Raw genomic sequence first — 13,680 nt, 5'->3', positions numbered from 1 at the left:
GCACCTAACCTAGAAGATAACCTTCGGGTCAGGTGCTTGTTTGTTGATGTGGGTTCTTACACTTTGAATGTTCTTCAATCTTTTCGGGAAAAAGCTTCCCAGGCCAGACAAATCCATCCGGCAATAAAGCATACCCCGCCGATAGGAGTGATCGCTCCAAGCACCTTAATACCGGTAATGCTCAGGACATACAAGCTGCCGGAGAAGAAAAGGATTCCCAGCGTCAGCAGTCTTCCCGCCCAGCGCAGACGCGAGCTCTCCCCCCATTGTCCCGCGACCAGCCCAATTAAAATTAGCCCCAGTGCATGAATCATGTGATAATGTACGCCCGTCTCGTAGACCTTCAGGTAGTCCTCACTAATTGAATTTTTAAGCAGATGCGCTCCGAACGCTCCTATGCCGACAGACAGCATAACCAGCAAGGCTCCAAAGGCGATAAATCTTCGTTGCATGGATTCACAGCTCCTTCAATTGAACTTGTCCCTATCTTACCGTAACCAGGCTGTTTATTTCCAGCAGCAGCAACATTGGAAGGGTATACAAACAAGACTTGCTTTTGCCGCCATCTTATGGAAAAGTGGGTATGAAGCATCTTTTATATCAAATAGGATACAAGGAGTGCCGTGCATGGACGATTATTCTCTGCCAAAAGAAGAAAAAGCCTTGGATGAAGCAAGTTATCGGGATCTCAAACATTCCGGCCCGGGAATCGCCTCGTTTATTATCGCCCTCATTACGTTTGCCGGCTACATTATCACCTTCGTTGTTGTAGGTGTTAACGCCTCTTCTGTCACAGGAGGAAGCGACTCTTTTATTACCAATTCTGCAGAGTCTATCTTTTATCTGGGGATGTCTGTCCTCGTACTGGCTGCGGTTAATGTGATCGGGACTGTCATTGGCATAATCGGACTCACCCTCCGTAAGCGCCGCAAAGTTTATGCTGTTATCGGGACTATTATTAATGGAGTTATTCTGCTGCTGTTCATGCTGATGATTGCCACAGTACTCGTTAATGCCGGTTCATCCTAAGGCTTCAATATTTTGAGACCGCCGCCCATTCCAAAGAAGAAGCCGCTCCGATCTAACGGAAGCGGCCTTTTTAGTATATCGCCTACTGCAAACTGCAACCCGGAACAGGATTACCGGCTAACCAGACTATCCAGCGAAGCGTAGACATGCGGTCCGAAACCCTCGGAAGCTTCACGCTGCGGGATGTTCAGCTTGATGATATATCCCTGCCCGTCCATTTCCTTCACCACATACTCGCGGGTCAGACCCGACCCCATGGCAGTTAGATAGAGCCGGATGCCGGTCATCCGCCGGTCACGTTCCTGTTGATCGAGAGCAGTTACTTTGCCAGTAGAGGAGAGTTCCTTTTCCCCCTCCTTTTGAAGAGCATCGAGATTGAAGTCAGAGGGCAGCTTGGTGATCTCAGCGTAATATCCGGGATCGACTTTCATTGCCAATTTGCCGGTCTTCGCATCAAAAGTGAAGATATCGAATACATAGAGCGAGTAGCCCGCTCCAGTAGCCAGGGTTGCCGTCTTTTCTTCCTCCATACCCTCCAGCGTCAGCTTGAATGTCCTCGTCTTGGGGAGTTCACTGGTAGAAGGCGCTGTGCTTCCGCTCTCCGCAGACTTCTCCAGCTTCGACAGCACGCGCTGCGAAATGGATGAATCCCCTTCTACACTGCGCTCCACATATTCGAAGACTACAGGATCATCCATATTCAAAGACTCCAGAGACTTTTCCAGCCCCGCGCCAAGCTCAAATGATGTTGCCCCTTCTTCTGTCTTGATCTCTACCGAATGATTGTCGATCTGTCCGACGTAGATCCCTGTACCGTGAATCGTCTGCGCGTCCCCTACAGGAGATGAAACAGGTTCAGTTGCGGGAGATGAACTGGGTTCAGCCACAGGGCTTGGCGACGGTGATGCCGTGTTCTGTTCCGGAGAGGCAGAAGCAGTGGCCGATGGCGCTACCGGAGCCTCAGCCGGGGTATTGTCACTGCATGCGGTTATCGCCAGTAATAATACAGCAGTTGCCGCCAGAACAGGTAGTGCACGTGGTGATTTCATGTTGACTGCCTCCTCTTTGGTGAATCGGTAATCGAATCGCCTGGCAAGGCTTACTCTTATAAACGAATAACCCTTCCCCCGGGTTGCATAAACTTAACGGCCGTTCCATTCACATATCCCTAAGCCTCATGAATATACTTTAGTTACAACCTGCCCTTCAGTTACCGCTTGTGCCTGTACCGATTATATTCTATGGGAGGTGGTCATCCTGCCGCATTCATCCGGTCATTACACGTTTGTCGTATCCAAAGAAGACTGGTCCCTTCACCGCAAAGGCCATCAGGATCAGGAACGTCATCAGCAGAAGGTCCGGGAAGCCATTAAGGATAATCTGCCCGATCTCGTGACGGAAGAAAATATTATTATGTCCGACGGCAAACAAATCGTAAAGGTTCCTATCCGCAGCCTGGATGAATACCGGATTATTTACAACTTCCGCAAGCAAAAGCACGTCGGCCAAGGCGACGGCGAAAGTCAAGTCGGTGACGTGCTTGGCCGCGATTCCCAATCCGCCCAGCCGGGCAAAGGCGACAAAGCGGGCGATCAGCCCGGTCAGGATACGGTTGAAGCGGAAGTCGATCTGGAAGATCTGGAAGACATCTTGTTCGAGGATATGGAACTTCCTCATCTTGCCCCCAAGACACAAGAAGAGATTGAGGTCAAATCCATCGTCTTCAACGATATCCGCAAAAAAGGCATGATGTCCAACATAGACAAAAAACGCACCCTGCTTGAGAACCTGCGCCGCAATGCCAGCCGTGGCAAACCTGGCATCCACAGCATCAGCCCAGACGATCTGCGCTACAAAACCTGGGACGATATCACGGTGCCTCACTCCAATGCCGTTATTATTGCGATGATGGATACTTCCGGATCCATGGGCACTTTTGAAAAATATTGCGCCCGCAGCTTCTTCTTCTGGATGACCCGCTTCCTGCGCCGCCAGTACGAGAAGGTGGACATTGTGTTCGTGGCACACCACACAGAAGCCAAAGAGGTTAGCGAGCATGACTTCTTCACCCGCGGTGAGAGCGGGGGAACCATCTGCTCCTCAGCCTACCAGAAGGCCCTGGACATTATCGACAGCCGTTATCCGCCCTCCAAATACAATATCTACCCCTTCCACTTCTCTGACGGCGACAACCTTACCTCCGATAATGAACGATGTGTCAAGCTGATCGGGGAGCTACTGAAACGCAGCAACATGTTCGGTTACGGAGAGGTTAACCAATACAACCGCAGCAGCACGCTGATGTCCGCATACCGGCATCTGAAGCAGGAGCAGTTCATGCACTATGTGATCAAAGACAAGAAAGAAGTGTATCAGGCACTGAAGACTTTTTTTGGTAAAAAGAACGCCGTACAATGAGCAAAAGACCTCCACCCGGAAGGGGTGGAGGTCTTTTGCTGTCGATATCCTTTTGAACAATATGACAGTTATTCGTCACTTAATAAAAGCTCACCATGCAGCACAGTATCCCCCTTGTTATCCAGATACCATTTGCCATCGGAGGCCTTGACAACCGATTTAAGATAATAAAATAGTTCTATCACTGAACTTTTATCATCCTTGTCACGGACAGTATAAACAAAATAGACTGTGGCCTTATTCGGTCCATATGAGACAACGGTCGCCTGCTTCTTGGTATACTTCAGTTCGTGTTTGAGAAAGTTGTATTCCAGCAGCTGCTTGACCTGATCTTTGCTCAGATTTCGATTGATATAATATGCTTCAGGAGAGCGATCCACCGCCATGAGCGCCAGTGCATCCTCATTGTTCATTGCTTGTATATATTTATCAAGCAATGTATAGATGGCTACCTTGTCGGCATCCGGAACAGCCGCTCCCTTATTAGCAAGGGAGAGATCATCGGGAGACTCTGCTTCAATCTGGTAGACATCAATATTTTTATGAACGGCATCATAATTCATTCTGATATTGGAAGTAGCATTGAACAAATGATTTATAACCATTACATTGGCTCCGGAACCCAGTATCATTGGAGCATCTTTACTGTAGGTAAATTCACGGTCGTTAAGAAAGGTCTTCCCCGATTTAAGATCAATCTTATAGGAAGTATCCTTCGAATCTGCTGTGATCACCTTTTTGGCCGCATCGTAGTTGAACTTGAATCCTAAAGCCAGCACAACACTACGGAACTCGATGTACACTCTGCCCCCTTGCACGATAGGAGCAGCCTTCGGATGGATTTCCTCGCTCTGGACGAAGACTCGGATCGTCTTCACGTTTGCTGCCGCTGCGGAGGCTGCTGCCGGACCCAAAGACATAACTGTCAGAACGAAGGCCAGAAAGAGCATTGCAATCTTACTCATATTTAAATTCTTCATTAAATACCTTATACCCCCATTTTAATTAAAATCACCCTTTCTACTTTATCGTCAACTTTCATGTAATTCCTTTGAAGTCCTAATTAGTCTTCTCTCTATCCTTACCCTTGTCGGATTCACCAGCGTTCTTATTTGCGGATTCACGATCCTTCATCATCTCGTCCACAGACTTCACCTTCAGCCGTGCAGCCCCGGCGTTATCAGCCATCGTCGGTACGAGATTACCAGAAGCAAGGCGAGCCTTCGCTTCAGCAATCGCAGCACCATACTGCGGTAGCCACTGCTCCCCGGCAACCAGCATCTCATCGACCATCTGCCAGATTTCCTTCGGATTGCAGACGGCTCCGACCAGCGGGTCCATCATGAAGGCTTGACGCAGCAGCTTATCATCGCCATGTACCGCAGCCTCAACCGCCAAACGTTGCACAGAAATGCTGACATTGCATACAGCGGCAAGCCCAAGCGGTAGTTCCCCTACCACCGGCATCGAGATGCCGTTATGATCGACGTACCCCGGCGCTTCAATAATGGCATCATCCGGCAGATTACCAATGATACCGTTATTGACGGTATTAAAGTGGCCTCTATATACTCTGCCCGTCTCCAATCCTTCAATAATATAGGAGCCATGCTCTTCGCCGCGGTGCTCAGCCGTGTATTCCAGCGCCGGGTCCTTCATCCAATTAGGAAAATCAGTCTCGAACCAGTTGCGCCCTTCTGTGCAGACCCGTAAGTATCCCCCGGTTTCTCCGTTGATCCAGCTGCCCAGGTCGATCCAGTCCATAATTTCGCTGCTTCGCTTTCGGTACCACGGAACATATTCGCTTAAATGTCCATTAGACTCGGTGCTGTAAAAGCCGAAGCGGCGCAGCATATCGATCCGCACCTTTTCCGTCCGGCTGAATTCAGGGTGCTTTTCAAAAGCTTCCAGTAGTCCTGCGGTCAGATCCCTGCCATTATGCTTGGCTGAGATATACCAGGTCTGGTGATTGATCCCTGCACATATGATATCCACCTCAGTTTTCTCCAGCCCATAGACCTCAGCAATCTGCTGATGCCCATGCTGCACTCCGTGGCAGAGCCCAATGGTCTTCACACCCCCGTATTTATTGCAAGCCCAGGTCAGCATGGCCATGGGATTGGAGTAATTGAGCAACAGCACATCGGGCGCAGCTACCTCCCGGATGTCACGGCATATCTCCAACATCTCGGCAATCCCGCGCTGCCCGTACATGATTCCGCCTGCACATAAGGTATCACCCACGCACTGGTCCACACCATATTTCAGCGGAATATCCACATCGGTCGCAAAAGCTTCAAGCCCTCCCATACGAATAGTACAAAATACGTACTTCGCATCCTTAAGCGCTTCTCTGCGATCTGTCGTAGGCGAGATTGTGATCTTCAGGCCGTTCTCCCGGATATCCCGCTGACACAGCTCGGTGACCATCTGCAAGTTGTGAGGATTAATATCCATAAAGGAGACTTCAATCCCCTTAAATTCCTGTACCGTCAGCAGGTCACGCAGCAATCCCCGTGTAAAACCTATACTGCCTGCTCCAATAAAAGCTACTTTAAATGACATTGCCATCATCCTCCCAATGAATGAATTGTTCCTGTTCATTGTAGCAAGGAGGCTGCGGGAAGCGTTATCAATATCACGACCATTTTACTGATGAACTGTCAACAATCCTCACTTGTCGTCGACACCGGTTGATAATCCCCCCATGATAACCGTTCCATCGCATTACGGTACTCCACCGGTGTATAGAGGGTGTACTTCTTGAACAGGAGATGAAAATACTGCCTGCTGCTGATCCCCACGTAGTCCGCAATTTCCGCAACAGGAACTTCGCTCTGTCCGAGGAGCATCTTTGCCTTCTCCATACGCAGCATATTCAGATAGTCCGTCAGTGTCCGTCCCGTATGCGCCCGGAAGATGCGTTGTAAATACCCTGGATGCAGACTGACCTCGGCAGCAACCTCTTTGACCTGGATACTGCGGTCATAGTTCTGATGCATAAATTCAATCGCGCGCCGCACATAAACCTGCGAGGGCTGCTGGGTGGCCTGTATCTGTTCCCTCCGTAGTCTGGAGAGGCGCAGCAGCAGCTCGGCGAACAGCAGACCGATCATTATGCTCCCTTGTCCCTTCTTTTGCGCTTCTCCGTCACCACCTTGCTGGTCCAGTTCCAATACTAGCGATTTAAGTACACGAAATATCTCTTCGGGGTCCGGCAGCACCAGACTGCAGAAGGGCACACGTAGCAATTCTGCCAGATCCGGCTCCTCCTTAGCCAGTCTGGAGATGGAAAGGGATGCCCCCTTGGAGGGTGTGAAGCCAAATTCAACATTCAGCATTCGGCACGATGTTCCCTCTTCCACAATCAGCCGGTGCGGCACATTGGCATCGAGTATAATTAATTCTCCTCTTTTCAAGCGGATACGTTCCTCATTCACACCCTGTTGTACATCTACCACACAGCTTCCCGAGATTAGATACATGATCTCCGTCCAATTATGCTGATGATACGCCATCGTATATGAATTCCACTGTTTATAATAGTAGGCAAAAAAATGCGGCCCATAATCCCCTTCCAGCAAAGCCTGCTGAAACAGGCTACCATTTAATTCCGGCAATCAATTCCCCTCCTTTCTGTCTGCAGAATTCTTATCTCAACCTGCAAGACTTCTTGGTTCCTTCTATATAGGACAAGTGTATCCCTTGAACCTCCCCGGGACAAGGACCGGATACGCACAACAGGAAGCAGTCCATGCCAAAAACCCCCGCGCCGCCGATGACTCGGAACGCAGGGGCTATGTTCTATCCAGATTATCCCTGAAAAGAAACCAGAGACAGCTTCAACTCCTCAGCCAGTGCCTCCAGCTTGCCGGATAGAGCGACCAGCTCCTCGCTCACGATGAACTGCTGCGAGGACATGGAGGCCACTTCCTCCGTCGAGGCACTGGTCTGCTGGACTACCGCATGCACGCTGGCCATGGATTCACTCAACAGCTGCTGGCATTCTGTCAGTGAAGCGATCGAGGCCGACGACTCATTCAAATATCCGATAAACTGTTCCATTTCTGTCCGGACACCTTCAAATATAATAGAGGAATCCCGTACAGATGCAATCTGCTCACGAAAAAGAGGCGCTGTCTCCCCCACAACCTGAACCGTATTTTCTATATGCCTGCTGATTTCTTCAGTGATTGCGGCCACAGAAGCGATCGACTGGTTGGATTGATTGGCCAGTCCGCGGATTTCGTCCGCAATCACTATGAAACCTCTTCCGGCTGCTCCGGCTCTAACGGCTTCTATGGAGGCATTGAGCGCCAGAATATTCGTCTGCTTATTCACGGCGACCATCGGGGTAAGAATGCTCCGGATCAGAAGTGTGCTTTCTCTCAGCCTTATGGAATTTTCCTGAATCAAATCCATCATCCGCGCAGTAGATTCACTCTGGGCAACCAGTGCCTTCATCAGCTCCGCTCCCTGGTCGCTGACCGTGATTACCTTCTCCGCCGATGTATCCATGACTTGATTGATCTCCTTCACTTCCTTGATCTGGAGATTCATCCTTTCCACGTTGCGGTTGCTACTCTCTGCTTCAAGAGCCAGGCTGGCTGCACCGCGGGCAATCTCTCCCGTAGCGGCTGCCACTTCTCTCGCATGGGTGGATGTCGCACCGGAAGCGTTCACCAACTGTTCCGAGGTAGCCAGTACCTGAGCCGCTGAACTTCCGCTCTGGCCTGCCAAGAGGGAGATCTGCTCCATCATCTTGTTGAAACTATGGCCCAGCCGGCCAATCTCATCCTGGCCTTTGAAGCTGGTACGCACCTGGAGATTACCTTGCTCGCCTTCCTCCATCAGACGGGCAAGCTTGCCCAGCGGGCGCCCAATCTGGCGGACCAGCAGGTAGCCGATCAGCAGTGCAATCACAGCTGCAGCGAGGACAACCAACAGCGTAATATAGAGCAGTTTGTCCGCAGATTTGGTAAAGTCACTGACCGGAGCATATCCCATCAGAGTCCACTTAGCTGTATCCAGCGGCTGATAGACCACCAGTTGTGATGCCCCCTGCTCATTGCTGCTTGTAAATGAATGAAGCTGTCCCTGCGCCAGTTCTGTTTCAGGGTGTATGTATGAGGACTCACCAAGCAGCTTGTTGTCCGCTCCGTACACAATACTTCCTGCCGGGTCCAGAATGCGGATCTCTCCGGCAAGCCCGATATGGAGATTGGCGAGCATATCCGTAAGCGCCTGGCCCTTGATCTCAATCAGCATATAATACTCAGCCTCGGGATGTTGTATATTCCGCAATAGCCTGCCCATCGTCAATGAAGACTGGTCATAGGCATCGAAGAAGCCTTTGGCCCTTACCGGGAACCAGACAGGATTGCCTTTGGCTTCATCGATCTGCTTCACTCTGGCCAGGATGCCTTCATCGCTGCGGACAGCACTAATACCAGTCGACTTGTACGATTCGGCATCTACTAGGCTTTTGGAGATAAGCCGGATGCCCATCATCCGTTCATCCGAGCCCTTCACCGAGTCCAGCTTGCGTCGGATCCGGTCCTCAGCCGCAACTTTGGCGACGGTTCCGGCTCCCGGACGGTTCACCGTCTCCATATCTGCTTTTAAAATAGAATCCACAGCAAACTGCCGGGAGAGTGCTTCATACTCGGCAAATAAAAAGTCCAGCTTGTCTGCAGCCTGCACAATGGACTGTGAGGATGCAGCAGCAACCTGATCAGTGATAATGCCTTTGGCGGCATAATATGAGGTTAGGCCCAAAACCGAGGATAGTACCACAATCGTACAGAACAAAATGACGAACAGCTTGATGCCTACCGATCTAAATCGTAAATGAAGCGGTCGTTTCATTACACACTCTCTCCTCATGCAACAAGTAGAACCCGCTTTGTCGCCCTTTTTCTAAGGACGATATCCGTTTCAGCGAGAAATAGAAGAATAATTTATAGCGTAAAATATATAAACTCTTCTATTTAAATAAAGATACAGCCCTTAATAGACAACATAAAGGCTGTACCCCTTGTTTCAATAATTCACAATCACACAAGACAACTATCCTTTGCTTGCACCTGCGGTCAAACCGTCAACGAGCAACCGCTGGAGGAAACCGAACAGAATCATAATCGGTACGGATATCAGCACAGCTCCCGCCGCGAACAGAGTGAAATTGGAATTTTGCATCGTATTCACCATATCCCACATGCCGACAGCGACCGTCCAGTTCTCTTTGGTCCGCAGAATTAGCTTGGCAAAGATGAAATCCACCCAAGGACCGACGAATTGAGTAAGTGCCATATAGGTGATCATCGGCCGGGAGAGCGGAAGAATAATCCGGGCAAAAATCCCGAAATTGCTGGCTCCGTCAATCCGCGCCGCTTCATCCAGCGATCGTGGAATGGTGTCAAGGAAGCCTTTGGCGATCAGCGTTCCGCCAAGCGGCGCTCCTGCCGCATAGACGATAATCAGTGCCATATGCGTATCCAGCAGATGGAACTCTTTGAGCAGCAAATAGATTGCAATCATACTCATGAAACCCGGGAACATTCCGAGAATGAGCAGGGTCGACATGGTAGTCTTACGGCTCTTGAAACGAAATCTGGAAAGAGCGTAACTCGTCAGGAGTGTCAATATCACACCGATCAGCATGGAGAACACGGCAATCTTGAGCGTATTAGCATACCAGGTTCCGAACATATAGACGGGTGAAGTAAACAGTTCCTTATAGTGGCTAAGCGTGAAATGTTCAGGAATCAGGGTCTTGCTGTACAGGGATTTACCGGGCCGGAAGGATGCGAGCAGAATCCAGAGTGCCGGATAGATCGCAGCAATCGCCAGCGCAACAAGAATGATATAACTGAGGCTTAAGCGAACAAAGTTCGCAAGCTTGCGTCCGATGATCATTGAATCATATCCTCCTCTTTAAATGATTTGGTCCGGCGGTAATTGTACAGGGAGAACCCGGCGACAATTATGAAGAGTATAATACCTATCGCGGAAGCCATATTATTTTTGTTCTGGTCCAGCGTCAACTTGTACAGCCAGGTTACCAGCAGGTCCGTTGATCCGGCATACTGGTAATTTCCGTTGACCGGATTGCCCGCAGTCAGCAGGTAAATCGCATTGAAGTTGTTGATATTGCCGGCAAATTGCATGATCAGCGTTGGCGCAGTGGAGAACAGTATCATCGGCAGCGTAATAATCCGGAACTTCTGATAGTTGGTAGCCCCGTCTACTTCGGCTGCTTCGTACATATCACGCGGGATCGTCGTCAACACGCCCATGATCAGCAGCATGGAAACCGGAATCCCGACCCACATATTAACGATAATTACCGTAGCCTTGGCCCAGAACGGATCCGTCAGCCATGGCAGCCCTCCCAGCCCGAAATAACCGAGATACTGGTTGATCGGACCGAACTGCCCGTTGAACAGATTGCGCATAAGCAGCAGGGATATCATCTGTGGGATGGCATAAGGCACTATCAGAATCAGTCTCCACAGACCCTTGAAGCGGATACCTTTTTGGTTAATCAGCAGAGCGACAAGCAGCCCGCCGAAGTAAGTAGTAATGGTGGATAGAACCGCCCAGATAATGGTCCAGGTAAGTACTCCGTAAAAGGTATGGCTCCATGATTTGAGGACCAGTAGGTTGCGGAAAGTTTGAAAGCCTACCCAGTCGACCAGCCTAGCCGGCGGGATATGATCCGGTGCGGCATAGTTCGTGAAGGCCAGCATGATCATAAAAATAATCGGCATGATTGTGAAGAACAAAATACCGATACCCGGAATCAGCAAAAAGCTCTGGGCAAACTTGTAATCCAGAATATAGCGTACAGATTGCTTGAATGTATTCGAAGGACGACCGGTTTCGCGTTCTTCTCCGATTTTATGGGCATCCTTAATATTCATGTACCAGCCAATCAGGAATAACACAAAAAACAACAGGGTAATCAAACTTTCGATCAAAATAACGATGGAATGGTCCCCGGGCACCATTTTAGCGATTCCCTTAACCTTTTCCAGATGGCTTGGAGAATCCCCCAGGGTTGTAATCCCCCAAAAGGCTCTACCCAAATTAGCTATGAAATAGACCAGAGCTCCAGCCTCTACGGCTATAAAAATAAGCCCTTTAATGAATTGGCGGTTATATATTTGTCCCAATCCCATAAAAATGGCCGACAGTATTGCGGCTCTGCTGCGGTGTCGCTGCATTTCCCTTCCGTTCTCCTCTCCGTGCGGAATTCAGGAAACTCGCCCGCCGCTACTTGGAGCGGCGGGCGAGTTGATTCCACTATGTGCTATTGTTTGGCTGATTGAAGACTCTCTTACTTGGCGGTTGAACCGTTATTGAGGTCCTTGATCTGCTGTACTGCTTTGTCCATAGCCGCTTTAGGGTCAGCATTGTTATCCCAGATTTCCGGAAGTGCAGCATTCACAGGGCTCCATACATTGCCCATCTCAGGGATCGATGGCATTGGCTGGGAGTTCTTAGCCTGCTCAGCAAAAGCGGAGATGAACGGATCACCTGTAATTTGCGCATCCTTCAGCGCTTCGTTATTGGTCGGAACAGCACCGATCAATTTATTGAGCAGAAGCTGTGAATCCTTGCTAGAAGCAAAGTGTGCGTATAGTTTCGCAGCGTTCGGATATTGCGAGTATGCGTTGACACCGAAAATTTTGATACCGGAGAATGTAATTGCCGGTTTGCCGTCAATGGTTGGAACTGGAGCGATACCCAGCTTGTCGCCAAGCGCTTCTTTGTATCCCGCAAGCTCCCAAGGACCATTAATATCCATGGCAACATCGCCGGAGCCGAACAAACTGCGTTTGATGTCGGCATTGATATCACCGCTCTTAATAGGCAGGATTTCTTTCAATTTGACGTAAGTTTTCAGACCTTCAATTGCAGCATCGCTGTTCAGGCCGATATCGTCTTTGTCTGTGCCGTCTTTACCAAACAGGTAACCGCCAGTAGTGGCGATGAAGGGATAGTTAAAGTACATGTTGCCGACTTCCCACATAATGCCGTATCTGTTCTTGGCTTTGTCTGTGAAGGTTTTGCTGAAGGTAATCACGTCATCGAAGGTTTTAGGAGCTTCTTTGACTAGCGATTTGTTGTAATAAAGGGCATAGGTTTCTGCCGCTCTCGGGTACCCGTACAGCTCGCCGCCGTAAGAGGAGCCTACGATGGAAGCCTCTGTGTTGTCTGCTTTGGTCTGCTCGGCAAAAATATCATTAGGGAGCAGCAGGCTCGCGCTTGCAGCTTTACCCAGATTGTCATGCGGGATCAGCACTACGTCTGCAGCCAGGCCGGATGGGCCATCCTGTGTGAGCTTGCCGACCTGATCTGGTGGTGCTACCTCTTCAATTTTCACGGGAACATTATATTTAGCTGTAAATTGCTTGGCGATTTCTTCGGCAAAAGGTCTTTCTTCTTTACTCTCCCACACAACCAGGGATGCGCCATCTTCAGGTGTAATATCAGTTGTTGCCGCAGTGTTGCCGCTATTTGTAGCAGCATTAGTAGCTGTAGCGTTATCTGCTGGTGCATTGGTTGCCGCAGCATTTCCCCCGTTATTCCCATTGTTGTTAGAACCGCACGCCGTAATGGATACTGCCATAGAGAACGCTGCGGTGAGAACCATGAGCTTTTTCAATTCCATTGCTTAAACCCCTCCTAATTTGTGTATCTTGCCTCACGCTTACGATGAAATCCAGATCTTGCGCAAACGATTTCAGGGGATTCAAAAAAAATGTATGTATTCGTTGATACCCCTTCTATATACGCTTCAACAAGTTCTAGAAAGCGCTTTATTTCCTATTTCATAATACAACAGGAATGTTAATAGTAAAAACGTTTGCACAGCGTATATTCAAGCGAATTACTGCGTTTTTAATATAAAAAAACCGGTTTCCTCTCTTTTTCAAAAGAAAACTCATGTTTTTTCCGTTTTACAGTGATTCATTTCTAAAATATTATGATTTGAAGGCTTTTTATCGAAATAATTGGTTACTATTAGGTGTTTATACTTATATAATCCAAAAGAAAACCGGTTTTCCGTGTTCCGACATTTTGTGCAATGGTTTGAACTAAAGTATTGAACCCATAATTATTCCATGCTATAATCCAAAACATTATTAACAGCCCGACCTTCTCTGCCAGTCATCACTGCTGCCCTTTCAATTCTTACAACCAAAAGGCAATGTTACTTTAAAA

The 13,680-nt window shown here is 49.1% G+C and carries 11 protein-coding genes; 2 read left to right on the top strand and 9 right to left on the bottom strand.

The features are described from left to right. Nucleotides 1-74: 74 nt before the first annotated feature. On the bottom strand, nt 75-452 hold the full coding sequence (locus tag ACAN54_RS22395; RefSeq protein ID WP_379160717.1) for a DUF423 domain-containing protein: 378 nt from the start codon (nt 450-452) through the stop codon (nt 75-77). A gap of 175 nt (nt 453-627) precedes the next feature. On the opposite strand from ACAN54_RS22395, the gene ACAN54_RS22390 reads away from it, so the two are divergent. After that, nucleotides 628-1,029, top strand: coding sequence for a hypothetical protein (locus ACAN54_RS22390; protein ID WP_379160714.1), 402 nt, complete (start codon nt 628-630; stop codon nt 1,027-1,029). Nucleotides 1,030-1,139: 110 nt separating this feature from the next. Here the strand turns inward: ACAN54_RS22390 and ACAN54_RS22385 are convergent, their stop codons facing one another. Beyond that, the gene (locus tag ACAN54_RS22385) at nt 1,140-2,078 is read right to left on the bottom strand and encodes an RAD23 family protein (RefSeq protein ID WP_379160711.1); all 939 of its coding nucleotides are present in this window, start codon (nt 2,076-2,078) and stop codon (nt 1,140-1,142) included. 208 nt (nt 2,079-2,286) lie between these two features. Here ACAN54_RS22385 and yhbH point away from each other — a divergent pair, with 208 nt between their 5' ends. Further along, nucleotides 2,287-3,447, top strand: a complete 1,161-nt coding sequence (yhbH, locus tag ACAN54_RS22380; protein WP_379160934.1) for a sporulation protein YhbH — start codon at nt 2,287-2,289, stop codon at nt 3,445-3,447. A 68-nt stretch (nt 3,448-3,515) separates the two neighbouring features. On the opposite strand, the gene ACAN54_RS22375 is transcribed toward yhbH, so the two are convergent. The 7 genes from ACAN54_RS22375 to ACAN54_RS22345 all read right to left on the bottom strand — a co-directional run bounded on the left by ACAN54_RS22375 (nt 3,516) and on the right by ACAN54_RS22345 (nt 13,126). Next, nucleotides 3,516-4,412 carry a stalk domain-containing protein gene (locus tag ACAN54_RS22375; protein WP_379160707.1) on the bottom strand — a complete coding sequence of 299 codons (897 nt, stop codon included), beginning with the start codon at nt 4,410-4,412 and terminating at the stop codon, nt 3,516-3,518. 94 nt (nt 4,413-4,506) lie between these two features. Beyond that, on the bottom strand, nt 4,507-6,012 hold the full coding sequence (locus tag ACAN54_RS22370) for an alpha-glucosidase/alpha-galactosidase (protein ID WP_379160704.1): 1,506 nt from the start codon (nt 6,010-6,012) through the stop codon (nt 4,507-4,509). Between the two features lie 98 nt (nt 6,013-6,110). Continuing rightward, nucleotides 6,111-7,067, bottom strand: a complete 957-nt coding sequence (locus ACAN54_RS22365) for an AraC family transcriptional regulator (protein WP_379160701.1) — start codon at nt 7,065-7,067, stop codon at nt 6,111-6,113. Nucleotides 7,068-7,260: 193 nt separating this feature from the next. Further along, a complete protein-coding gene (locus tag ACAN54_RS22360) occupies nt 7,261-9,315 on the bottom strand; it encodes a methyl-accepting chemotaxis protein (RefSeq protein ID WP_379160698.1) in 2,055 nt (684 codons plus the stop codon). A 201-nt stretch (nt 9,316-9,516) separates the two neighbouring features. Next, nucleotides 9,517-10,365, bottom strand: coding sequence for a sugar ABC transporter permease (locus ACAN54_RS22355; RefSeq protein WP_379160695.1), 849 nt, complete (start codon nt 10,363-10,365; stop codon nt 9,517-9,519). Further along, nucleotides 10,362-11,675, bottom strand: coding sequence for a sugar ABC transporter permease (locus ACAN54_RS22350; protein WP_379160692.1), 1,314 nt, complete (start codon nt 11,673-11,675; stop codon nt 10,362-10,364). The genes ACAN54_RS22355 and ACAN54_RS22350 overlap by 4 nt, the downstream gene beginning before the upstream one ends. Before the next feature lie 113 nt (nt 11,676-11,788). Beyond that, on the bottom strand, nt 11,789-13,126 hold the full coding sequence (locus tag ACAN54_RS22345) for a sugar ABC transporter substrate-binding protein (RefSeq protein WP_379160689.1): 1,338 nt from the start codon (nt 13,124-13,126) through the stop codon (nt 11,789-11,791). Between the last annotated feature and the right edge of the window lie 554 nt (nt 13,127-13,680).

The organism is Paenibacillus diazotrophicus, assembly GCF_042610465.1.
This window is presented reverse-complemented; position numbering and strand designations above follow the sequence as displayed.

Excerpts from the sequence above, each read along its gene's own strand:
- ACAN54_RS22370 (WP_379160704.1), bottom strand. The coding sequence starts at position 6,012 with ATGTCATTTAAAGTAGCTTTTATTGGAGCAGGCAGTATAGGTTTTACA.
- ACAN54_RS22360 (WP_379160698.1), bottom strand. The coding sequence starts at position 9,315 with ATGAAACGACCGCTTCATTTACGATTTAGATCGGTAGGCATCAAGCTG.
- ACAN54_RS22390 (WP_379160714.1), top strand. The coding sequence starts at position 628 with ATGGACGATTATTCTCTGCCAAAAGAAGAAAAAGCCTTGGATGAAGCA.
- ACAN54_RS22350 (WP_379160692.1), bottom strand. The coding sequence starts at position 11,675 with ATGCAGCGACACCGCAGCAGAGCCGCAATACTGTCGGCCATTTTTATG.
- ACAN54_RS22355 (WP_379160695.1), bottom strand. The coding sequence starts at position 10,365 with ATGATCATCGGACGCAAGCTTGCGAACTTTGTTCGCTTAAGCCTCAGT.
- ACAN54_RS22345 (WP_379160689.1), bottom strand. The coding sequence starts at position 13,126 with ATGGAATTGAAAAAGCTCATGGTTCTCACCGCAGCGTTCTCTATGGCA.
- ACAN54_RS22395 (WP_379160717.1), bottom strand. The coding sequence starts at position 452 with ATGCAACGAAGATTTATCGCCTTTGGAGCCTTGCTGGTTATGCTGTCT.
- ACAN54_RS22385 (WP_379160711.1), bottom strand. The coding sequence starts at position 2,078 with ATGAAATCACCACGTGCACTACCTGTTCTGGCGGCAACTGCTGTATTA.
- ACAN54_RS22375 (WP_379160707.1), bottom strand. The coding sequence starts at position 4,412 with ATGAGTAAGATTGCAATGCTCTTTCTGGCCTTCGTTCTGACAGTTATG.